The 20,864-nt window shown below is 71.0% G+C and carries 18 protein-coding genes; 10 read left to right on the top strand and 8 right to left on the bottom strand.

Translation table 11 applies throughout. The annotated features are described in order from the left end of the window. Nucleotides 1–128: 128 nt before the first annotated feature. From ACG00Y_RS07600 to ACG00Y_RS07585, 4 genes are all read left to right on the top strand, one after another. Nucleotides 129–713 (top strand): hypothetical protein, encoded by a 585-nt coding sequence (locus ACG00Y_RS07600; RefSeq protein WP_394477479.1) that lies wholly within the window; start codon nt 129–131, stop codon nt 711–713. Nucleotides 714–720: 7 nt separating this feature from the next. After that, a complete protein-coding gene (locus tag ACG00Y_RS07595) occupies nt 721–1,185 on the top strand; it encodes a DUF4402 domain-containing protein (protein ID WP_394477477.1) in 465 nt (154 codons plus the stop codon). A gap of 63 nt (nt 1,186–1,248) precedes the next feature. Continuing rightward, nucleotides 1,249–2,088 carry a fimbrial biogenesis chaperone gene (locus ACG00Y_RS07590; protein WP_394477475.1) on the top strand — a complete coding sequence of 280 codons (840 nt, stop codon included), beginning with the start codon at nt 1,249–1,251 and terminating at the stop codon, nt 2,086–2,088. A 29-nt stretch (nt 2,089–2,117) separates the two neighbouring features. Further along, complete coding sequence (locus ACG00Y_RS07585) at nt 2,118–5,159, top strand: hypothetical protein (RefSeq protein ID WP_394477473.1); 3,042 nt, start codon at nt 2,118–2,120, stop codon at nt 5,157–5,159. A gap of 49 nt (nt 5,160–5,208) precedes the next feature. Here ACG00Y_RS07585 and ACG00Y_RS07580 read toward each other — a convergent pair whose 3' ends face one another. Genes ACG00Y_RS07580 through ACG00Y_RS07565 form a run of 4 tightly spaced genes read right to left on the bottom strand, consistent with a single transcriptional unit; the run spans nt 5,209 to nt 8,334 of the window. Beyond that, nucleotides 5,209–6,462 carry a type II toxin-antitoxin system HipA family toxin gene (locus ACG00Y_RS07580; RefSeq protein ID WP_394477471.1) on the bottom strand — a complete coding sequence of 418 codons (1,254 nt, stop codon included), beginning with the start codon at nt 6,460–6,462 and terminating at the stop codon, nt 5,209–5,211. After that, nucleotides 6,459–6,830, bottom strand: a complete 372-nt coding sequence (locus tag ACG00Y_RS07575) for an XRE family transcriptional regulator (protein ID WP_394477469.1) — start codon at nt 6,828–6,830, stop codon at nt 6,459–6,461. The genes ACG00Y_RS07580 and ACG00Y_RS07575 overlap by 4 nt, the downstream gene beginning before the upstream one ends. A 36-nt stretch (nt 6,831–6,866) precedes the next feature. Then, nucleotides 6,867–7,553, bottom strand: a complete 687-nt coding sequence (ispD, locus tag ACG00Y_RS07570) for a 2-C-methyl-D-erythritol 4-phosphate cytidylyltransferase (protein WP_394477467.1) — start codon at nt 7,551–7,553, stop codon at nt 6,867–6,869. 31 nt (nt 7,554–7,584) lie between these two features. Continuing rightward, nucleotides 7,585–8,334: a class II aldolase/adducin family protein gene (locus tag ACG00Y_RS07565; RefSeq protein ID WP_394477465.1), complete on the bottom strand. Its 750-nt coding sequence runs from the start codon at nt 8,332–8,334 to the stop codon at nt 7,585–7,587. 72 nt (nt 8,335–8,406) lie between these two features. Between ACG00Y_RS07565 and ACG00Y_RS07560 the strand changes: the two genes are divergently transcribed. Next, entirely contained in the window at nt 8,407–9,444 is a 1,038-nt protein-coding gene (locus ACG00Y_RS07560) for an RNA methyltransferase (protein ID WP_394477463.1), read from the top strand. A gap of 98 nt (nt 9,445–9,542) precedes the next feature. Further along, the gene (locus ACG00Y_RS07555) at nt 9,543–10,142 is read left to right on the top strand and encodes a chalcone isomerase family protein (protein ID WP_394477461.1); all 600 of its coding nucleotides are present in this window, start codon (nt 9,543–9,545) and stop codon (nt 10,140–10,142) included. Here the strand turns inward: ACG00Y_RS07555 and ACG00Y_RS07550 are convergent. The 4 genes from ACG00Y_RS07550 to ACG00Y_RS07535 are packed head-to-tail and all read right to left on the bottom strand — an operon-like array spanning nt 10,139 to nt 14,746. Next, nucleotides 10,139–12,235: a xanthine dehydrogenase family protein molybdopterin-binding subunit gene (locus ACG00Y_RS07550; RefSeq protein ID WP_394477459.1), complete on the bottom strand. Its 2,097-nt coding sequence runs from the start codon at nt 12,233–12,235 to the stop codon at nt 10,139–10,141. The genes ACG00Y_RS07555 and ACG00Y_RS07550 overlap by 4 nt on opposite strands. Before the next feature lie 44 nt (nt 12,236–12,279). Beyond that, nucleotides 12,280–12,744 carry a (2Fe-2S)-binding protein gene (locus tag ACG00Y_RS07545; protein ID WP_394477457.1) on the bottom strand — a complete coding sequence of 155 codons (465 nt, stop codon included), beginning with the start codon at nt 12,742–12,744 and terminating at the stop codon, nt 12,280–12,282. Continuing rightward, nucleotides 12,744–14,084: an ATP-binding protein gene (locus ACG00Y_RS07540; RefSeq protein ID WP_394477455.1), complete on the bottom strand. Its 1,341-nt coding sequence runs from the start codon at nt 14,082–14,084 to the stop codon at nt 12,744–12,746. Before ACG00Y_RS07540 ends, ACG00Y_RS07545 begins: the two co-directional genes overlap by 1 nt. Then, entirely contained in the window at nt 14,081–14,746 is a 666-nt protein-coding gene (locus tag ACG00Y_RS07535) for a response regulator (protein WP_394477453.1), read from the bottom strand. Before ACG00Y_RS07535 ends, ACG00Y_RS07540 begins: the two co-directional genes overlap by 4 nt. Before the next feature lie 86 nt (nt 14,747–14,832). Between ACG00Y_RS07535 and ACG00Y_RS07530 the strand changes: the two genes are divergently transcribed. From ACG00Y_RS07530 to ACG00Y_RS07515, 4 genes are all read left to right on the top strand, one after another. Further along, on the top strand, nt 14,833–15,171 hold the full coding sequence (locus ACG00Y_RS07530) for a hypothetical protein (RefSeq protein WP_394477452.1): 339 nt from the start codon (nt 14,833–14,835) through the stop codon (nt 15,169–15,171). 103 nt (nt 15,172–15,274) lie between these two features. After that, nucleotides 15,275–16,489, top strand: a complete 1,215-nt coding sequence (locus tag ACG00Y_RS07525; RefSeq protein WP_394477450.1) for a TolC family protein — start codon at nt 15,275–15,277, stop codon at nt 16,487–16,489. 2 nt (nt 16,490–16,491) lie between these two features. After that, entirely contained in the window at nt 16,492–17,712 is a 1,221-nt protein-coding gene (locus ACG00Y_RS07520; protein ID WP_394477448.1) for an efflux RND transporter periplasmic adaptor subunit, read from the top strand. 9 nt (nt 17,713–17,721) lie between these two features. After that, on the top strand, nt 17,722–20,826 hold the full coding sequence (locus ACG00Y_RS07515) for an efflux RND transporter permease subunit (RefSeq protein ID WP_394477446.1): 3,105 nt from the start codon (nt 17,722–17,724) through the stop codon (nt 20,824–20,826). Nucleotides 20,827–20,864: the final 38 nt, after the last annotated feature.

Below are 20,864 nucleotides of genomic sequence, written 5' to 3'. Positions count from 1 at the left end.
CGCGGGTCCAACTGAAATACGAGCTCGAAGCACCAAGTACGAACCGACCTCTGCGCCGGACGCCGCCCCTGAATTACACGCCCGTTTCATGGGTCGTGGGACGCGCGAAGCGCGGTGGAACAACTGAGATGAAGCGGCCCCTCGCCCAACCTCGCATCGCTGCACGCGAGCGAGTCTGGTCGGTCCCCCGGGGGGACGGCGATGCTTGCGGCATCAAGCCGCAAGCACATCGCCCGACGGGCCGGCTTGGGAGCGGCCCGGCGCTCGGCCCGAAACACATCAGCTTCACCCACTTCGGGTGGTACGCGGCAGCCGGCCTGCTGTGCGGCCTGGCACCGATGATGCCGGCCTTCGCGGCCAGCGCCACGGCCCAGGCCGGCGCGACCGTGGTGCTGCCCGCCAGCGTCAACGCCTGGCTGGGCGTGCCCGTCAGCGTGCAGGACCTGCTGCTGGCCCAGGACGCACCCGCCGGCCCCGCCACCGGCGCCCTGGTGCCGCGCGTGGCCAGTGCGTCGACACCGGCCAGCCTGCGCGCCCTGCCCGTGTGGATAGGCGCCGCCATCGAGAGCCGCCAGGCCTTCGGCATCGACATCGTGCCGGCAGCCGGCGCGGCCCTGCTGGCCCGAGGCCCGGCCGCAGCGGTGTCGGTGGCCGCCGCCGCGACCGGCGGTGATGGCGAGGCACCGCTGGTCATCACGGTCGCCTTCAACTGACCTGCCGATGCGCGTGCCGGCCCGCCGCCGTGCCCTGCACTGGGTCCTGCTGTTGGCCAGCGTCGCCGCGCCCGCGCAGACCCTGAACAACACCGCCGCCCTGTCCTTCGGCGCCTTCACCGCCGGCGGCGGCGGCACCATCAGCGTCGGCACCGGCGGCGCGCGCATGAAGACCGGCAGCGTCATCCTGGTCAACCAGGGCGGCGCGGCCAGCGCGGCGCAGTTCACCATCACCGGCACGCCGAGCGCGATGTTCGATATCTCGCTGCCGGCCGACGGCACCGTCTTCCTCAGCGACGGCGACAACGGCAGCATGGCCTTGAACGGCTTCGTCAGCAGCCCTGCCGCCGTGGGCGTGCTGTCGGGCGGCGGCACCCAGCAGATCAACGTCGGCGCGACGCTGAGCGTGGGCAGCTCGCAGGCCACGGGCAGCTACACCGGCAGCTTCAACGTCACCGTCAACTACCAATAAAGCCGGGCAACTCTGCCGCTATTACGCGCTTTGAAGCGCTCAAGTCCTGGCGACGATGGCGGCATGCGTGCATCGACCAAGCTCATCCGGCTGGCGGCCCTCGGGCTGCTGATGCTGCCCGGCCTCGCCTCGGCAGACCTGATGCTGTTCCCGACGCGCATCGTCTTCGACAAGCAGCAGCGCGCCGCCCAGGTCGAGCTGATGAACCAGGGCAAGAAACCCGAGACCTACCGCATCAATCTCGTCAACCGCCGCATGGGCCCGAACGGCGAGTTCATCGCCGTCGACCAGCCCGGCCCCGGCGAACAGTTTGCCGACGCGCTGCTGCGCTACTCGCCGCGCCAGGTCACCATCCCGCCCGGCGGCTCGCAGATCGTGCGCATCCTGCTGCGCAAGCCCGATGGGCTGGCCACGGGCGAATACCGTTCGCACCTGCAGTTCGACCGCGTCGCCGAGGCCACCGGCGCCAGCAGCGTCGAGGACGTTGCCAAGCGCGACGGCAAGACGCTCGGCGTCGTCATCCAGGCCCTGGTCGGCGCGTCCATCCCGGTCATCGTGCGCCAGGGCGACACCCAGGCCAGGCTAGACCTGACCGACCTGGCCGTGCAGCCCCCGTCCGCCCAGGGGCCCGGCGCCCTGTCCTTCCAGATGCGGCGCGAGGGCAACCGCTCCGTCTACGGCGACCTGCTCGCCACCTTCACGACGACGGCCGGGGTGACCTTCGAGGTCGCGCGCGCCGGCGGCGTGGCCGTCTACGCACCCAATGCGGCCCGGCGCGTGCAACTGCCGCTGCAGCTGCCGGCCGGCAACGCCCTGCCCGGCGGCACGCTGAAGCTGGCCTTCCACGAGCGGCCCGAATCCGGCGGCAAGCTGCTGGCCGAAACCAGCCTCTCTCTCCCCTGAGGGCGCCGGCGCCCCGCGCGCAACGCGCCATGGCCCTGTTCCGCACACGCCTCCTGGCCACGGCCCTGCTGCTCGCGCCGCTGCTGGCGCTGGCCGCACCCGACGACGCCCCAACGCCACTGCGCCGCCTGGAGGTGCAGCTCGACGGCCGCGCGCTGGCCGAGCCCATCGACGTCTTCCAGACCGACTACCAGGTGCTGCTGCCGCTGGGCACCGTGTCGCGCCTGCTCGGGCTGGACATCCGCGTGCAGACGGCCTCGGGCCGCGCCGCCGGCACGCTGCCCGGCTCGGGCGAGCCCTTCTGCCTGGACCTGGTCGACTCGACGATGCGCATCGGCGAGCGGCGCCTGGCCTTCGAGCCCCGCCTGGCCCAGGCCATAGGCAGCGACATCTACGTGTCCACGCAGTTGCTGGCGCGCTGGCTGAACCTGGAGCTGGCCGTCGACCTGCCGCATTGGCAACTGCGCCTGCGCGCCCGCGACGCCATCGCCGCCACACCGCCCCCGCCGCCCTCGCCTGCGGGGCCGCGCCGCCTCGACGACACCAACCTCCTCGTGCTGGAGGTGACGCTGGACGGCCAGGTGCTGTCCGACAGCTTCTCCGCCTACCAGGACGGCACGCAGACCCTGCTGCCGCTGGGCGAGCTGTCCCGCCTGCTGACGCTGGCCATCCAGGTCCGGCCCGACCGCGGCAGTGCCGAGGGCCGGCTGCCGCGCGAGCGCGGCTTCGCGCTGAACCTGGCCGAGTCGCTGGCCAGCGTGGGCGGCCGCGAGCAAGGCTTCGAGCCGCGCCTGGCCGGCGTCGTCGGCGACGACATCTACGTCTCCAAGCAGTTGCTGACGCGCTGGCTGCCGCTGGACCTGCAGGTCGACCTGGCCACGCTCAAGCTCAATGTCCAGCCGCGCGAGAAGCTGCCGCTGCAGCAGAAGTTGGAGCGCGAGCGCCTGGCCGCAGCGCTGGCCGGCCTGCAGCCCGCCGAGCGGCCCAACTATCCCTACGCCGCGTCCACGCCGGGGCTGATCGACGTGCCCTCCATCGACCAGTCCTTCGGCGCCGACGCCCGCTTCGGCCGCCATTCGCGCCAGTACAAGGCCGCCTACACGGCCTACATCACCAGCGACCTGCTCGGCATGGAGGGCTCGGCCTATGTGCTCAAGACGCAGGACAAGGCCCGGCCCGACCTGCGCCTGACGCTGGCCCGCAACGACCCCGATGGCGGCCTGCTGGGCCCGCTGCGCGCGCGTTCCGTTGCCTTGGGCAACCTCGCCCTGCCCAGCGTGCGCAACGTCATGCAGGGCAGCGCCAAGGGCAACGGCATGGCCGTCAGCAACCGGCCGCTGGAGCAGCCCAACAGCTTCGACCGCCACAGCCTGCGCGGCGACCTGCAGCCGGGCTGGGACGTGACGCTCTACTACAACGACCAGCTGCTGGGCTACCAGTCCTCGCGCGCCGACGGCCAATACGCCTTCGACGACCTGCCGCTGTCCTTCGGCGCCAACGAGTTCCGCCTCGTCTTCCACGGGCCGCTGGGGCAGCTGCGCGTGGAGAAGCAGAGCTTTCTGCTCGACCAGGCCAGCGTGAAACCCGGCGAGGTCTACTACACGCTGGCCTCGCAGGTGGCCGACGACGGCTCGGTGCGCAGCGTCGCGCAGGCGGACATCGGCCTGGGCAAGAAGTTCACCGGCAAGGTCGGCCTGGTGCGCCGGCCACGCCTCGTCAACGGCGTGGCCGCCGAGTCGCTGGACTATGGCCAGCTCGGCCTGCTCGCCTACCTCGACGCGATGATCGTCAGCGGCCAGCTCTCCACCATGCGCGGCGGCGGCGCCCTCGGCGAGCTGGGCGTGAAGACGCGCCTCGGCAGCTTTGCGCTGGACCTGCTGCACACCCAGCGCCAGGGCCGCTTCATCAACGACCAGTTCGCCGACGTGGCCGGCGGCGTGCGCCGGCGCGACGAGCTGCGCCTGCAGGGCAGCGTGCGCCTCGGCGGGCTGCCCCGTGTCGCACTCGACTTCAGCGCGCTGCGCAACGCGATGGAGGTCGGGCCCGAACATCTGCAACTGGGCCTGCGCACGGCGGCCATGCTCGGGGGCACGGCCATCTCCAACAGCCTGCGCTGGCAGCACAGCGGCGCCTTCACCGGCACCGACGGTGCGCTGCAGCTGAGCCGGCGCGTCGCCGACGTCGGCCTGAACGCGCAGTTCAACTACCGCCTGCAACCCGGCGCCAGCCTGCAGGCCATCGCCATCAGCGCCGACCGCACCCTGGCCGACGGCTACCAGGTCAATGCCGGCCTGCTGCGCAGCATGGACTCGGGCCTGACGCTGCTGTCCGGTGGCTTCAGCAAGAACCTCGGCAGCTTCGGCCTGGCCCTGAGCGCCAGCTACTCCAGCCAGCGCGAGCTGGCCCTGGGCCTGCAGCTCTTCGTGGCGCTAGACCGCGACCCGCGCAGCGGCCGCTGGCAGTTCGATGGCCAGCCGCTGGCTGGCAGCGGCGCCGTGTCGGCCCGCGCCTTCGTTGACCGCAACATGAACAGCATCCGCGACCCCGGCGAGGAGGTCGTGGCCAACGCCGGCTTCATCCTCAACGGCGGCGGCCGCCATCCACGCCTGACCGATGCCGGCGGCGTCGCGCTGCTGAACCGCCTGGCCCCAGGCCGTTACGCCGACATCGCGCTGGACCCGAGCACGCTGGAAGACCCGCAGTGGAAGCCGCTGGTGCCCGGCGCCCGCGTGCTGCCACGGCCCGGCCGCATCGAGCAGCTGGAGTTCCCGGTCATCACGACGTCCGAGGTCGAGGGCACCATCTACCTGGTCGAGGCCGACGGCAGGAAGCGCGGCATCGGCGACGCGCAGGTCGAGCTGGTCAATGGCGACGGCCAGGTCGTTGCGACGACGACCAGTTCAGCCGATGGCTACTACCTCTTCCACCAGGTCACGCCGGGCGCGCTGCGGCTGCGCATCGCGCCCGAGCAGGCGGCCAAGCTGAAACTGGTGGGCGCGCTGGAGAGAGCGGTGGAGGTGCCGGCCAACGGCGACTTCCTGAGCGGGCTGGACCTGGAGCTCAGGCTCTAAGGCAAGGTCCAGTGCTTGCACCGCGCCGTCGGCGCCGGCGCGGGGCGGCCTACCTGCTGCTGGGGCCGACGTGGTGAAGGCGCTGCGCCCGCAAGGCCTCGCGGTCGATTTGCAGCGCGAGTGAGGCGACGTCCGCCGCGCTGACGCCCACCGCGAGGAAGTGCGCCTGCCAGCCCGCCACCACCTCGGCCACATGGCGCAGCTCCTGCATCGCCTGGCCTTGCGTCAAGCCAAACGCAGCCACCTCGGAGAGCGCATTGGCAAGCGTCGAATCCGCCATGTCCCGGCCCACACGCATCTGCTGGTAGCCCAGCGCCTGGCCCGAGGGCAGCACGTCGAAGGCGGGCGACAGCGCGTAGTCGCCGGCATCGGTCATCAGCAGCACGTGGTTCTTCTCGTGGTCGTCGGTGTTGTCGATGAGGATGTTGAACACCATGCGGCGGAACAGCTCGCGCCGGTCGGCGGCGCTGCGCCCGCTCTCCACCACGCCGCGGCGGCGCAGCAGCTGGGCCAGCTCGGGGTAGCCCATGGACTCGCCCGCCGCGCGCAGCGCCACATGGGCGGACAGCGCATGCACGCGAGCGCCGCCCGGTGCGCGGTCGAAACGCCTCACCGCCAGCGCGTGCCGGCCACCCGGCAGCGGCAGCGCCCGCGTCTGGGCGACCGTGATGCCGGCCTGCGCCGCGAGCGTCATCGTGGCGTGCTCGACCAGCGGCGCATCCAGCACCTCGCCGACCTCGGCGAACTTCAGCACCCAGGGCTGGCCGTCGAGCTCGATCAAGGCCTTGGGGCGGGCGCCGCCCATGGTCGCGCCGGGCGCGATCAGGCGCTGCAGTTCGGGGGCCACCGGCTCGCCGGCCTGCACCTGGCGCACGAGCACGTCGATGGCCGCCAGCTCGCCCAACTGCGGCAGCGGACCGAAGGGGCGTGGCTGGTAGCGGTCGGCGGAGGTCGACACGCCCAAGGCGCCGAAACGCTGGTCACCGGCGAAAAACAGATAGTCCAGCAGCGCCAGACGAGGCGGTTTGTCGAGAAAGCGGATGACGCGCTCGCCCCAGCGGTCGGGTCGCGCATCGTCCACCGCGCCTGCAGCCGTCTCGCGCTCGGCAGGCAGCCATTCGTGGTCGCGCAGCGGCAAGTCCTCGCTGAGCGCAAAACCGTGTTGCTGCCAGCTGGCTGCGTAACGCAGCGACACGCCCTTGCTCGCCTGGACGACGGCCAGCGTGCCGACGAGCACGGGGCGCTGCGGCTGGCCCAGCCACCACAGGAACAGCGTCGGCGTGGGTGTGTAGGCCAGCGTCATGCGTCGCCCTTGCCGCCGGCTCCGGCCAGGCGCCGTGCGATGGATGGCGGCTTGCGGACGGCGCGCCACTGCGCGGCGCGCACCTCGTTCTCCAGCGCGCCGAGGTCATGCACGGGCGCGGCGATCTCGGCCAGTTCGCTGGAGCGGCCGATCAGCCACAAGGCCGTCGCATAGGCCGCCATCGACACCGAAGGATCGCCCCGCTCCATGCGCGCGAGCGTCGGCTCGGTCACACCGATGCGCAGCGCCCAATCCTTGCGCGACGCCAGCCGGCGCTTGCGGGCGATGGCCAGGTGCTCGCCCAGCGTGCGTAGCTGCGCCAGCACGAGCGGCGGCATCGCATCCAGTGCTTGGGAACGTTTCGGCATCCATTGATGTTATCAATTCAACCGAAAAACAAACATCTATTTAGTTTCAAGCAAGTGGGCAGCCAGGGCGAAGTCTTCCGGCCAGGTGACCTTGAAGTTGGCCATGGACGCCCGCACCAGCCGCGGCGCCAGGCCCAGCGCCTCGACGGCGCTGGCCTCGTCGGTGGCCGCAGCACCCATCGCGGTCAACGCCCTTTCCACCAGGCCGAGACGGAACATCTGCGGCGTCTGGGCCGCCCATTTGTCGCGACGGTCGACGGTGGCGGTGACGCGGCCCTCGGCGTCGCCGGCCTTCAGCGTGTCGGCAATCGGCTGGGCCAGCAGGCCGCCGACGGCGTCGTCAGCACAAGCGTCGATGAGCGCGTCCACCCACTCCGGGCGCAGCAGGCAGCGGGCGGCGTCATGCACCAGCACCCAGTCGTCGTCCGTCGCCCCGCGTCGCCTCAGCTCAGCCAGACCGCCGAGCACGCTCTCGGCCCGGCTCCCGCCGCCGACGCGGGCGACCCAGCCTTGGTGATGGGGCAATGCGGCCTCGAAGCGATCATCGTCCGGTGACAGCACCACCAGCGTATGCGCCACACGCGGCACGGCAGCGAGCGCCGCCAGCGTGTGGGCCAACATGGGTTTGCCGGCGATGTCCACGTACTGCTTGGGCATGCCGGCGCCGGAGCGTTCGCCGATGCCGGCGGCGGGGACGAGGGCGAAGAAGCGGGGAGTGGTCATCCCCGGGATTCTCAGCCTGTTGGATCGAGGCTCAGGCGTCGTGTCCAGGGTTCTGGCGCGCGAGACGCCGCAGCAAGCCCGGCCACGCCAACTCCGCCCCCGAGCCGCGCATGACCTTCTCGCTCTGCGCGCGGATGCCGGCCAGGATCTGCTGCGGGATGCGGATCAGCTCGCCGCCGCCCGCCTGCGCCGCGATCTGGATCTCGCAGGCCCGCTGCAGCATGAACATCTTCAGGAAGGTGTCGGCCGCGCTGCGGCCCAGCGTGAGCAGGCCGTGGTTGCGCAGCAGCATCAGCGAGGTCTTGCCGAGATCGCGCACGAGACGGGCCTTCTCGTCGGGGTTGAGCGCCACGCCCTCGTAGTCGTGATAGCTCAGCGACGCCAACGGAAACAGGCTGTGCTGCGAGATCGGCAACAAGCCCTCGCGCTGCGCGCTGACCGCCACGCCCGCCACCGTGTGCAGGTGCATGACGAACTGCGCGTCCTCGCGCGCCTCGTGCACGGCGCTGTGGATGATGAAGCCGGCCGGGTTGACGTTGTAGTCGCTGGGCGCGACCTTCTCGCCGGCGGGGTCCACTTTGACCAGGCTGCTGGCCGTGATCTCCTCGAACATCATGCCGTAGGGGTTGATCAGGAAGTGATGCGCCGGGCCGGGCACGCGGGCGGAGATGTGCGTGAAGATCAGGTCGTCCCAGCCGTGCAGCGCGGCCAGCCGGTACAGCGCCGCGAGGTTGCAGCGGACGGCCCATTCTTCGGCGGTGCAGGTCGGCGTCTGGCTCATGGATGTCTCCTCACGGGAAAGCGTTTTTGAGGATAGCGCCGACAATCGCGCAGCCCTGTCACCTCCGTTCCCATGCTGATCCCCGACCTCCGCCAGCGCCTGCGCGCGCTGGGCGCCAACCCCGACCACGAAAGCCGCGTACTGCGCCACTGGCTGCAGCTGCTGCCGCTGGACGGTGGCAAGCGGCCATTGCAGGGCTTCCTGCCCAAGGCGGTCATGCAGGCGCTGCCGGCGCTGATGACCGAGCTGGAAGGCCTGGTCGCGCTGCGCAGCGAGCACGCTGGCGGCGACGGCGAATCGGCGCGGCTGCTGCTGGGCTTGAACGACGGCCAGACCGTGGAGACGGTGCTGCTGCCGCGCGACGGCGTCTGCGTGTCCAGCCAGGTCGGCTGCGCGGTGGGCTGCAAGTTCTGCATGACCGGCGTGGACGGCCTCATCCGCCAGGTCGGCAGCGCCGAGATCGTGGCGCAAGTGGTGCTGGCGCGGCGCAAGAACGCCAAGCTGAAGAAGGTCGTCTTCATGGGCATGGGCGAGCCCTCGCACAACCTCGCCAACGTGCTGGACGCGATCACGCTGCTGGGCCGCGAGGGCGGCTTTGCGCACAAGCAGCTGGTGTTTTCCACCGTCGGCGACGAGCGTGCCTTCGAAGCGCTGAATGCAGCCGACGTGAAGCCCGCGCTGGCGCTGAGCCTGCACACGACCGACGCCGCCAAGCGCGCCGAGCTGCTGCCGCGCGCGCAGCGTTTGTCGCCCGAAGAACTCGTCGAAGCCGCCGACGCCTACGCCCGCGCCAGCGGCTACCCCATCCAGTACCAATGGACGCTGCTGGACGGCGTCAACGACGGGGCCGAGGAGCTGGACGGCATCGTCCGCCTGCTCAAGGGCCGCTACGGCCTGTTGAACATGATCCCCTTCAACAGCGCGCCCGGCCTGCCCTTCACGCGGCCGAGCTGGGAGCGCGCGCGGGCCATTGCGGCCGAGCTGTGCAGCCGCGGCGTACTGACCAAGCTGCGCGACTCCGCCGGTCAGGATGTGGAAGGCGGCTGCGGCCAGCTGCGCGCGCGTGAGGCGGTGGGCAGACCGGTGCGCGTGGTGAGGATTCACGCCTGACTTCACGGCTTAAAGAGGCAAACGCCACACCGGCAACTGCGGGTCGCCAAGCAGAATGCGCAGCGCCGCGCAAAGACGGCGCCCTACCTGGAAGAGACATGACTCAGCTCCAAGCCCTGGCCAGCGCCACGCGCAGCGCCCTGTTGATCGCCGCCACCACGGCCTGCCTTCAGGCCACGGCAGCCCCCACGGTCAACAAGTTCGAGCCCACGGCCCAGCTGGGCGGCAGCACGCTGCAGCTCAACGGCAAGGGCACGCGGGTGCGCCTGGTCTTCAAGGCCTACGACATGGCGCTCTACACGACCAAGCACGCGACCACGCCGGCCGAGCTGCTGGCGCTGCCCGGTCCCAAGCGCCTGCAGTTCACAGCGCTGCGCGAGCTTCAGGGCACGGAGTTGGGCCGCCTGTTCCTGCGCGGCATGGGCGACAACGCGCCCGCCGCACAGCTGACCCGCCACACGCTGTCCACCACGCGCCTGATCGAGATCTTCTCCGGCAAGCCCAAGCTGATGCCCGGCGACACCTTCGCGATGGACTTCATCCCCGGCAAGGGCACGCAGTTCTACATCTCGGGCCAGGCCCAGGGCGAGTCGGTGGGCGACGACGAGTTCTTCACGCTGGTGCTGCGCATCTGGTTCGGTGACGCGCCGGCCGACGCGAAGCTGCGTGACGCGCTGCTGGATGGCGGCAAGAGCTAGACCGAGAAACCCGCCTTCGCCAGCGGCAACTCCCTGATCCGCTGCCCCGTGGCGGCAAACAGCGCGTTCACCAGCGCCGGCGCCAGGCCGCCCACTGCCTCCTCGCCGGCGCCGCCCGGCTTCTCCTGGCTGTCGACGATCTGCACATCCATATTCGGCGTGGCGGCCAGGTCGAGCAGCCGGTAGTCGTGGAAGTTGGACTGCTGCACCGCGCCGCCGCGCACGGTGATCTCGCCATGGAAGGCCGCCGACAGCGCGAAGACGATGCAGCCCTCCACCTGGGCGCGCACGTTGCGCGGGTTGACCGCGATGCCGCAGTCGATGACGGTCCACACCTGGTGCAGCTTCACCTTGCGGCCGGCGTCCACGGACAGCTCCACCACATGCCCGACCAGGCTGCCGTTGGCGCGTGAGAACGCCAGGCCGCGGTGCCGCCCCGGCGCCGGCCCGCGCTGCCAGGCCGAGCGCTCGGCCAGCAGGTCCAGCACGCGCTGCTCGCGGCCACCCGGCGGCAGCAGACGGCGGCGGTAGGCCAGCGCATCCATGCGCGCGCCGTGGGCCAGCTCGTCCATCAGACATTCGTAGGCGAACACGTTCTGCGTCGCCGCCACTGCGCGCCAGAAGCCGACCGGCACGCCCACGTCGACGGTCGTGATCTGCATCTGGATGGCGGCAAGACGGTAGTAGTCGGGCAGGTCGCCGGCCGCGCTGTTGTCGACCGGGAGCGAGAACTCCCGCCACTCGCCCAGCCGCGAGTGCTGAAGGATGGACTGGCAGGCCGAGTCCACCCGCCAAGCCACGGGCATGCCGTCGCCGTCCAGGCCGGCCTTCACCTTGACCACGGCGGCGGGCCGGTAGAAGTCGTGCTGCATGTCCTGGGCACGGCTCCAGATCAGCTTGACCGGCGCGCCGCAGGCCTGGGCGATGCGGGCCGCCTGCAGCGCAAAGTCCAGCTCCATGCGCCGCCCGAACCCGCCACCCGCTAACGTCGTGTGCACGGTGACCGCTGCCGGCGGCAAGCCCAGCAACCTGGCCACCGCGTTCTGCGTGCCGGTCTGCGACTGGGTCGGCACCCACAGCTCCGCCTTGCCCTCGGAGACACGGGCGGTCGCGTTCATCGGCTCCATCGTCGCGTGCGCCAGGAAGGGCACGGCGTAGGTGCGCTCCACCGAGCGCCGAACCCGCCGCGTCGCCTGCGCGTAACGGGCCTTCACCTGTGCTGCCGTGGTGTTGGCGGGCAGGAAGGTCGCGCCCTCACCGCGCACCGCCCGGTGCAGCGCTGCCATGTAGCGGGCGCTGTCCGGCCGCCGGGCGCGCTGCAAGTCCCAGCGCGGCTGCAGCGCGTCCACGGCCTGCTGCGCCCGCCAGTACGAATCGGCCACCACCGCGACGGCGTCGTCCAGCAACACCACCTGGCGAACGCCGGGCATGCGCAGCGCGGGTGCGCTGTCCACGCCGGCCAGCCGGCCGCCGAACACGGGGCACTGCACGATGGCCGCGCTCAGCAGACCGGGCATACGCACATCGACGCCGAAGACGGCGCTGCCGTCGGTCTTGGCCGGGATGTCCAGGCGGGGCATGTCCCGGCCGATGTAGCGCAGGCGCTCGCGAGGCATCAGCGTTGGCTGCTCCGGCACCGGCTGGCGCGCCGCCTGCTCGACCAGCAGGCCATAGGCAGCGCGGCGGCCGCTGTCCCGGTGAACCACGTCGCCGTTGTCCGTATCGCAGTCGTTTGCGGCGACCTGCCACTCGCCGGCCGCTGCGGCGATCAGCATGGCGCGCGCCTGCGCGCCGGCACGCCGCAGCGGTTCCATCTGATACGCGACGCCGCCGCTGCCGTAGGTGCCGTACTCCGCCCAGTTCGGGTTGAAGTAGCGCTTCTCCAGCGGCGCCATGGTCAGGCTCACGCGGCGCCAGTCCAGGTCCAGCTCGTCGGCCAGGATCTGCGCAATGGCCGTGCCGGTGCCCTGGCCGATCTCGCTGGTGTTGGACAGCACCGTCACCGCGCCATCACGGGCGATGCGCACCCAGCCCTGCAGCTCCTGCCCACTCGCCGCGCCCGGCGCTGCGCCGAGCGGGGCGATGACCACCATCAGCCCACTCTGGAGCAGGCGTCGTCTGCCCAACTGAACACCGCTCATGCCGCCTCCACCGGCAGGCCGGCAGCCCGCTTGATGGCGCGCCGCACGCGGTTGTAGGTGCCGCAGCGGCAAAGGTTGGTCATGGCGGCGTCGATGTCCGCGTCGCTCGGCTGCGGTGTGGCCTTCAGCAGCGCGTCGGCGGCCATCAGCATGCCGGACTGGCAGTAGCCGCACTGCGGCACCTGCTCGGCGATCCACGCCTGCTGCAGGCGGTGCGAACGGTCCGGCGACAAGGCCTCGATGGTGGCCACGCGGGCCGCGCCCACCGCGCTGATGGGCACGGTGCAGCTGCGCGCGACCTGACCGTCCAACTGCACGGTGCAGGCACCGCACAGGCCGGCGCCGCAGCCGAACTTGGTGCCGGTCAGGCCCAGCGTGTCGCGCAGCACCCAGAGCAGCGGCGTGTCTGCCTCCACGTCCGCCTGCCGCATGTGTCTGTTGACGCTGATCGAGTAGGGCATCACGCCTCCGTGTCGTGGTTGATCGTGGCCAGAGGCAAGGTGATGGTGGCCACCAGCCCGCCCTCGTCGGCACGCGCGAGCGTGAGCGAGCCGCCGAAGCGCTCGCACACCGCCTGCGTGATGGCCAGGCCCAGGCCGCTGCCGGTGCCCGTGCCGCGCCGCCAGAAGCGCTCGGTGGCCATGGCCAGGCCTTCGTCGTCCAGGCCCGGGCCGGTGTCGGCCACCGCCAGGCGCACCTCGCCACACAGGCCGTCGACGTGCAGGTGGATATGGCCGTCCACGGGCGTGTGGCGGCGGGCGTTGTCCAGCAGGTTGCGCAGCGCGGTAACGGCCAGGGCTTCAGGCACGGCCACAGCGGCCTCCTCGCAGCGGTTGAAGACCTGCAGGCGTGGGTCGCCCGCCGGCGCGCAGTCGCGCACGGCCAGCGCCACCATGTCGGCCACGGCGGTGCGGTTCGTGCCCTCGCTGCCGCCATGCGCCTCCACCTGCGACAACGTCAGCAGCTGGCTCAATGCCGCCTGCAGGCGCGCCACGCCCTCATCGGCATGCGCCAGCGCGCGCACGGCGTCGTCGCCCTCGGACAGGCGCAGCACCTGCAGATGCACCTTGATGGCGGTCAGCGGTGTGCGCAGTTCGTGCGCGGCGTCGCTGGTGAAGCGGCGCTCGCGCTGCACGGTCGCGCGGATGCGGGCCAGCATGTCGTTGACGGTGTCGACGAAGGGCCGCAGCTCGCGTGGCCGGCCGCCGTCGGCAACCGGGGTCAGCTCGTCGATGGCGCGCGAGGCCAGCTCGCAGCGCAAGCGCTCCAGCGGCTGCAGCGCCTTGCCCACGGCCCACCACAACACCAGCAGCCCACCCAGCAGCGCCGCGCCGAACGGCGCCACGGCGGCCAGCACGGCGCTGTTCAGCAGCGTCGCGCGGTCACCAATGCGGTCGGCCGTGGTGATCGCCAGGCCCTGCGTGTTGATCGTGTAGGTGCGCCAGGTCAGGCCGTCTATCGTCTTGAACGCAAAGCCGGGCGCGGCGCCGTCGAGCAGCGCGCCGCTGGCGCCGGGCGTGCGCACCAGGATCTCGCCGCGCGCGCTGCTGACCTGGCAGACCAGGGGGCCGGTCAGCGTCAGCACGGGCTGCAGCGCCGCCCGCGTGTCGGCGCTCGCGCTCCACAGCGCCGGGTTCTGCGTCACCAGGTCCGACACCATGTAGGCCGCCGTGACCAGGCGGTCGTCCAGCATGCGCTGCATCTGCCGCTGGATGTCGCCATGCAGCCAGAAGGCGACCGCCCCCCACAGCAGGGCCAGCGCGCTGCCGATCATCAACAACAGGCGGACGCGCAGGCTCATGGCGAGTCCAGCGCGATGCGGTAGCCAAGGCCGCGCACCGTCTCGATTAGGCCGGCGTCCAGCTTGCGGCGCAGGTGGTGGATGTGCACGCTGACGGCATTGCTTTCGATCTCGTCGCTGAAGTCGTACAGCAGGCCCTTCAACTGCTCCGCGCTGAGGATGCGGCCCTGCGCGTTGAGCAGCGCGCTCAGCAGCGCCAGCTCGCGGCGCGGCAAGGGCACGACGCGGCCGTGCATCGTCACCTCGCCCAGGCTGGGCGTGACGCGCAAGGCGCCGCGCTCGATGACGTCAACGCAGCGGCCCGCCGCCCGCCGCGCGAGTGCGTGCAGGCGCGCCACCAGCTCGCTGAGGTCGAAGGGCTTGAGCAGGTAGTCGTCGGCCCCGCACTGCAGGCCCGCCACCTTGTCCGGCACGGCGTCGCGCGCGCTCAGGATCAGCACGGGCGTGGCGCAGCCCCGGGCGCGCAGGCGCCGCAGCAGCGCGAGGCCGTCCTCGTCCGGCAGGCCCAGGTCCAGCACGACGGCGTCGCAGGCCAGCGTGGCCAGGGCCGCCTCCGCATGAGCGGCTGTCGCCACCTGGTCCACCGTCATGCCATGCGCGCGCAGGCCGGCCAGCACGCCTTGCGCAATCAGCTCATCGTCTTCCACCAGCAAGACCCGCATCGCTCCTCCGTTGCCCAAAAGGATGAGGCGCGGACATTAACGGAACGTTATTGGCGCCTGCGGACTGGCTCATAGAATGCGCGCCCATGCGCCGCTGGTTCATCGCCCTGCTGACCTTGCTTGTCGCCGCCCAGTTGTCCTGGGCCGGCGCGGCGCTTTGCTGCGTCGATGAACTGGCCGAGCAGCAAGGCCAGCAGGTCGCGCTTGCAGACGCCGCGCCCGCCCATGCCGACAAGGCCGGCGAGGCGCACCCGGTCTGCGAGACCGGCCACTGCCATTGCCACCACGCTGCAAGCGCCACGCCTTCGGCCGATGGGCATGCGCTCGTGGCGCCACAGACGCTGGCGCCCGCCCCCACAGCGGCAGCGCCGCCCGCGTCACACATCCCTGCCGGGCTCGAACGCCCCAATTGGCTGCGCGCCTGATTCGGCGCGCCGCTTCCCCTCCCCTGCTGACCTGAAGCAAGGCACCCGCCGGGTGCCGGCTGCGCGCCGAACCGTCCGTTGTCCCAACAACCTGGAGAGTTCGATGCGAAGCCTTGTTGGCCTTCTTTGGATGACGCTGTTTGCCAGCGCATCCCATGCCCTGACCCTGGCCGAGGCGCAAGCCATGGCCCTCATTCACAACCCCGACCTCGCAGTCGCCCGCCTGGAGCTGCAAGCCCAGCAAGGCGCCGAAGCCCAGGCCGGCGCGCGGCCCAACCCCGAGCTGGGCGTGCTGCTGGAAGACACGCGCCGCGCCACGCGGACAAGCACCGTGCAGCTGTCCCAGGCCATCGAGCTGGGCGGCAAGCGCGCTGCGCGCCAGGCCGTCGCGGCGCAGGCCCGCGAGCAGGCGGCCGTGTCGCTCGCTGCCAGGCAGGCCGAGCTACGTGCAGCCGTGGCCGCCGCGTTCTTCGAGCTGCTCGGCGCGCAGGAGCAGCAGCGGCTGGCCGAGTCGTCGCTGGTGCTGGCCAGCAGCGCCGTGACGGCGGCGGACAAGCGGCTGCAGGCCGGCAAGGTGCCGCCACTGGAGCTGGCCAAGGCGCGCGTTGCCGAGGCCGGTGCGCGGGCCGAAGTCGCGCAGGCGCAGAGCGCGCTGCTGCTGGCACGTGGACGGCTGGCGGCCTTGTGCGGCCAGCAACTGCAAGCGGTGACGCAAGCCGATGGCGACAGCGCCGCCCTGCCCCACGCGCCGAGCGACCAACAACTGGGCGAATGGATGCTGGAGGCGCCCGCGCTGCGGCTGGCCCGGCTGGACATCGCCCGCCGCCAGGCCCTGAGCGACACGGAACGCGCGCGCCGCGTGCCCGACGTGACGGTCACGCTGGGCGCCAAGCGCGACGCCGAGCTGGGCCGCACGCAGGCCGTCATCGGCTTCTCGCTGCCGCTGCCCGTCAATGACCGCAACCAGGGCGGCCTGCTGGAGGCGTTGCGCCGCGAAGACCAGGCGCGCGAAGCGCTGGCCAGCGCGACGTTGAAGCTGCAGACCGACGTGGCCGACGCTAGCGCGCGGCTGCGGCTGGGCCGCGAGCAGGTGGCGCTGCTGCGTGACGACGCGCTGCCCACCGCGCAGGCGTCGTACGACGCGGCACTGAGGGGCTACGAGCTGGGCAAGTTCGCCTTCCTCGATGTGCTGGACGCCCAGCGAACGCTGTTCCAGCTGCGCCGCCAGTTGCTGCAAGGCAGCGCCGACACCCACCGCGCCGCCGCCGACCTGGACCGCTTGCTGGGCCGGTCCACCCAGAACGATCAAGAGGATTGAGCATGAACGCAAAGAAGAACGCCATCGCCATCGCGGCGGTGCTGGCCGTGGGACTGCTGCTGGGATTGGCCATCCTGCGCGGCGACAAGCACGGCGAGGACGGGCACGACGATCACGGCCATGAGCATGCCGAAGAGGTGCAGCATGCGCCCGCCAAAACGGCATCTACAGCGGCGTCGGCGCCAGCCGAAGCACCCCACCCCCGCTTCAGCGACGAGCAGCTGCGCCACAACGGCATCGCGCTGGCCGACGCCGGCCCGGCGCGCATCGCCACCCGCCTGCAACTGCTGGGCGAGGTGAAGCTGAACCAGGACCGCGCCGTCATCGTCACGCCGCGCCTGGCCGGGCTGGTGCAAGCCGTGCGCGCCAACGCGGGCGACCGCGTGAAGCGCGGCCAGGTGCTGGCCGTCATCTCCAGCCCCGCGCTGGCGGACCAGCGCAGCGAGCTGCTGAGCGCGCAGAAGCGACTGACGCTCGCGCGGACCACGCACGACCGCGAGAAGCGCTTGTGGGAGGACAAGATCTCCGCCGAGCAGGACTATCTGGCCGCGCGCCAGGCGATGCAGGAGGCAGAGATCACGGTCGAGAACGCGCGGCAGCGGCTGGCGGCCTTGGGCGCAACGGCCGGCGACCCGCAAGGCCTCACGCGGCACGAGATCCGCTCGCCGATCGACGGCGTCATCGTCGACAAGAAGCTCAGCGTCGGCGAGGCGCTGAAGGAGGACGCCGCCGTGTTCCAGGTGGCCGACCTGTCCAGCGTCTGGGTCGAACTGACCGTGCCGGCCAAGGACCTGAACCAGTTGGCCGAAGGCATGACGGCGCAGGTCCAGGCGACGACGTTCGAGGCGCAGGGCGAGGCCAGGCTGAGCTACGTCGGCGCGCTGGTCGGCGAGCAGAGCCGCAGCGCGACTGCCCGCCTGGTGCTGGCCAACCCCAAGGGCCTGTGGCGGCCCGGGCTGCCGGTGACGGTGGCGCTGACGGCCAGCGAGGCCGAGGTGCCGGTGGCCGTGGCGGCGGATGCGGTGCAGGTGCTGGACGGCGCCCGCGTGGTGTTCGTGCGCCAGGGCCAGCAGTTCGACGCGCGCCGTGTGGAGACGGGCCGCAGCGATGGCAGCCATGTCGAAGTGTTGAAAGGCCTCAACGCCGGCGAGCGCTACGCGGCGAAGAACAGCTTCCTCGTGAAAGCCGACATCGGCAAAGCCGCTGCGGAACACGCTCATTGAGGAACAACGATGTTTGAAAAACTCATCCGATTCGCCATCGCCCAGCGCTGGCTCATCATGCTGGCCGTGCTGGGCATGGCGGCGTTAGGCGTGTTCAGCTACCAGCGCCTGCCCATCGACGCCGTGCCCGACATCACCAACGTGCAGGTGCAGATCAACACCGAGGCGCCGGGCTATTCGCCGCTGGAGGCCGAGCAGCGCGTCAGTTTCGCCATCGAGACCGCGATGTCAGGCCTGCCCCGGCTGGAGCAGACACGCTCGCTGTCGCGCTACGGCCTGTCGCAGGTCACCGTCGTGTTCAAGGAGGGCACCGACATCTACTTCGCGCGCCAGCTCGTCAACGAGCGCATGCAGGAGGCCCGCGCGACGTTGCCTGCCGGCCTGGCGCCGTCGCTCGGCCCCATCGCCACAGGCCTGGGCGAGATCTACATGTGGACCGTGGAGGCCAAGCCCGGCGCGCTCAAGGCCGACGGCACGCCGTACACGCCGACGGACCTGCGCGAGATCCAGGACTGGATCGTCAAGCCACAGCTGCGCACCGTGCCGGGCGTGACGGAGATCAACACCATCGGCGGCCAGGCCAAGGAATACCAGGTCGCGCCTTGGCCGGACAAGCTGGTGGCGCATGGCATCACGCTGCCGGAGGTGGTGCAGGCGCTGGAGCGCAACAACGTGAGCGTGGGCGCCGGCTACATCGAGCGGCGCGGCGAGCAGGTGTTGATCCGCGTGCCGGGCCAAGTGACGGGCATGGCGGACATCGCCGACATCGTCATCCGTGGATCGGTGCGCGTGCGTGATGTGGCCGATGTGGGCTTAGGGCAAGAGCTGCGCAGCGGCGCCGCCACCGAGAACGGCCGCGAGGTGGTGCTGGGCACCGTCTTCATGCTGCTGGGCGAGAACAGCCGGCAGGTGTCGCTGGCGGTGGACCAGCGGCTGGAAGCCATCAACCGCAGCCTGCCCGCAGGCGTCATTGCGCAGACGGTGTACGACCGCACGACGCTGATCGACAAGGCCATCGCCACCGTGCGGACCAACCTGCTGGAAGGCGCGCTGCTGGTCATCGCCGTGCTGTTCGCCTTCCTCGGCAACCTGCGCGCGGCCGTCATCACGGCGGCGGTGATCCCGCTGTCCATGCTGTTCACGTTCAGCGGCATGGTGGCCAACAAGGTCAGCGCCAACCTGATGAGCCTGGGCGCGCTGGACTTCGGCATCATCATCGACGGCGCCGTCGTCATCGTTGAGAACTGCGTGCGGCGGCTGTCGCACGCGCAGGCTGCAGCGGGCCGGCTGCTCACGCGCCAGGAGCGTTTCGACGAGGTCTTCGCCGCCGCCCGCGAAGCGCGCCGGCCGCTGCTGTTCGGCCAGCTCATCATCATGGTGGTCTACCTGCCCATCTTTGCGCTGAGCGGCGTGGAGGGAAAGATGTTCCACCCGATGGCGTTCACCGTCGTCATCGCGCTGCTGGGGGCGATGCTGCTGTCGGTGACCTTCATCCCGGCGGCCGTGGCGCTGTGGATCGGCAACCGGGTCGACGAGAAAGAGAACCGCCTGATGGGCTGGGCCAGGCGTGGCTATGCGCCGCTGCTGGACCGCGCGCTGGCGCACCCGCCACTGGTGCTGACCATCGCCGGCGTGGCCGTCGCCTTGAGTGCGCTGCTGGCCACGCGCATGGGCAGCGAGTTCATCCCCAGCCTGGACGAGGGCGATATTGCGCTGCATGCCATGCGCATCCCCGGCACCAGTCTGACGCAGGCGGTGGAGATGCAGCGCGAGCTGGAGCGCACGCTGCTGCAGGCGCCCGAGGTAGCGCGCGTGTTCTCCAAGCTGGGCACGGCCGAGATCGCGACCGACCCGATGCCGCCCAACGTGGCGGACACCTTCGTCATGTTGAAGCCGCGCAGCGAATGGCCCGATCCCAAGCGCAGCACGGCGTCACTGGTCGATAGCCTGCAAGCCATTGCGGCGCAGGTGCCGGGCAACAACTACGAGTTCACGCAACCCATCCAGATGCGCTTCAACGAGCTGATCTCGGGCGTGCGCAGCGACGTGGCAGTGAAGGTGTTCGGCGACGACATGGCCACCATGGAGCGCACGGCGGAGCAGATCGCCAAGCTGCTGCAAGGCGTGGCCGGCGCAGCGGACGTGAAGGTCGAGCAGACGACGGGTTTGCCGCTGCTGACGCTGCAGCTGGACCGCGCCAAGCTCGCCCGCCTGGGCCTGAGCGTGGCCGACGTGCAGCAGACCGTGGCGGCGGCCATCGGCGGCCAGGAGGCCGGCGTGCTGTTCCAGGGCGATCGGCGCTTCGACATCCAGGTGCGGTTGCCGGACAGCGTGCGCAGTGACCTGGATGCACTGAAGCGCCTGCCCTTGCGGCTACCGAACGGCGCGCATGTGCAGCTCGGCGAGCTGGCGAGCTTTGACGAGGCGCCCGGGCCCAACCAGGTCAGCCGCGAGAACGGCAAGCGCCGCGTCGTCGTGACCGCCAATGTGCGCGGCCGCGACATCGGTTCCTTCGTGACCGAGGCGCAGGCGCGGCTGGCCGAGCGGGTCAAGGTGCCCAGCGGCTACTGGACGAGCTGGGGTGGCAGCTTCGAGCAGCTGCAGTCGGCCACGGCGCGGCTGAAGATCGTCGTGCCGGTGGCGCTGGGGCTGGTCTTCGTGCTGCTGTTCGCGATGTTCGGCAATGTGCGCGACGGCCTGCTGGTGTTCACCGGCGTGCCCTTCGCGCTGACCGGCGGCATCGTGGCGCTGTGGCTGCGCGACATCCCGCTGTCCATCTCGGCCGGCGTGGGCTTCATCGCGTTGTCCGGCGTGGCGGTGCTGAACGGGCTGGTGATGATCGCCTTCATCCGCTCGCTGCGCGACGAAGGCATGCCGCTCGAACGCGCCGTTCGGGACGGCGCACTGACGCGGCTGCGGCCGGTGCTGATGACGGCGCTGGTCGCGTCACTGGGCTTCGTGCCGATGGCGCTGGCCACCGGCACCGGCGCGGAGGTGCAGCGCCCGCTGGCCACCGTCGTCATCGGCGGCATCCTGTCGTCGACGGCGTTGACGCTGCTGGTGCTGCCGCTGCTGTACCGCTGGGCGCACCGGCGCGGGGTCACTCCGGCTTGAAGAGAACACAGCCACAGAGGCACGGAGGCACAGAGAGA

It is taken from the genome of Pelomonas parva (assembly GCF_043555835.1).
Lineage (GTDB): Bacteria > Pseudomonadota > Gammaproteobacteria > Burkholderiales > Burkholderiaceae_C > Pelomonas > Pelomonas parva.
Note: the sequence above shows the minus strand (reverse complement) of the source record. Positions and strands in the feature narration are given on the sequence as shown.

Excerpts from the sequence above, each read along its gene's own strand:
- ACG00Y_RS07600 (WP_394477479.1), top strand. The coding sequence starts at position 129 with ATGAAGCGGCCCCTCGCCCAACCTCGCATCGCTGCACGCGAGCGAGTC.
- ACG00Y_RS07595 (WP_394477477.1), top strand. The coding sequence starts at position 721 with ATGCGCGTGCCGGCCCGCCGCCGTGCCCTGCACTGGGTCCTGCTGTTG.
- ACG00Y_RS07590 (WP_394477475.1), top strand. The coding sequence starts at position 1,249 with ATGCGTGCATCGACCAAGCTCATCCGGCTGGCGGCCCTCGGGCTGCTG.
- ACG00Y_RS07585 (WP_394477473.1), top strand. The coding sequence starts at position 2,118 with ATGGCCCTGTTCCGCACACGCCTCCTGGCCACGGCCCTGCTGCTCGCG.
- ACG00Y_RS07580 (WP_394477471.1), bottom strand. The coding sequence starts at position 6,462 with ATGACGCTGGCCTACACACCCACGCCGACGCTGTTCCTGTGGTGGCTG.
- ACG00Y_RS07575 (WP_394477469.1), bottom strand. The coding sequence starts at position 6,830 with ATGCCGAAACGTTCCCAAGCACTGGATGCGATGCCGCCGCTCGTGCTG.
- ispD (WP_394477467.1), bottom strand. The coding sequence starts at position 7,553 with ATGACCACTCCCCGCTTCTTCGCCCTCGTCCCCGCCGCCGGCATCGGC.
- ACG00Y_RS07565 (WP_394477465.1), bottom strand. The coding sequence starts at position 8,334 with ATGAGCCAGACGCCGACCTGCACCGCCGAAGAATGGGCCGTCCGCTGC.
- ACG00Y_RS07560 (WP_394477463.1), top strand. The coding sequence starts at position 8,407 with ATGCTGATCCCCGACCTCCGCCAGCGCCTGCGCGCGCTGGGCGCCAAC.
- ACG00Y_RS07555 (WP_394477461.1), top strand. The coding sequence starts at position 9,543 with ATGACTCAGCTCCAAGCCCTGGCCAGCGCCACGCGCAGCGCCCTGTTG.
- ACG00Y_RS07550 (WP_394477459.1), bottom strand. The coding sequence starts at position 12,235 with ATGGTGGTCATCGCCCCGCTCGGCGCAGCGCCGGGCGCGGCGAGTGGG.
- ACG00Y_RS07545 (WP_394477457.1), bottom strand. The coding sequence starts at position 12,744 with ATGCCCTACTCGATCAGCGTCAACAGACACATGCGGCAGGCGGACGTG.
- ACG00Y_RS07540 (WP_394477455.1), bottom strand. The coding sequence starts at position 14,084 with ATGAGCCTGCGCGTCCGCCTGTTGTTGATGATCGGCAGCGCGCTGGCC.
- ACG00Y_RS07535 (WP_394477453.1), bottom strand. The coding sequence starts at position 14,746 with ATGCGGGTCTTGCTGGTGGAAGACGATGAGCTGATTGCGCAAGGCGTG.
- ACG00Y_RS07530 (WP_394477452.1), top strand. The coding sequence starts at position 14,833 with ATGCGCCGCTGGTTCATCGCCCTGCTGACCTTGCTTGTCGCCGCCCAG.
- ACG00Y_RS07525 (WP_394477450.1), top strand. The coding sequence starts at position 15,275 with ATGCGAAGCCTTGTTGGCCTTCTTTGGATGACGCTGTTTGCCAGCGCA.
- ACG00Y_RS07520 (WP_394477448.1), top strand. The coding sequence starts at position 16,492 with ATGAACGCAAAGAAGAACGCCATCGCCATCGCGGCGGTGCTGGCCGTG.
- ACG00Y_RS07515 (WP_394477446.1), top strand. The coding sequence starts at position 17,722 with ATGTTTGAAAAACTCATCCGATTCGCCATCGCCCAGCGCTGGCTCATC.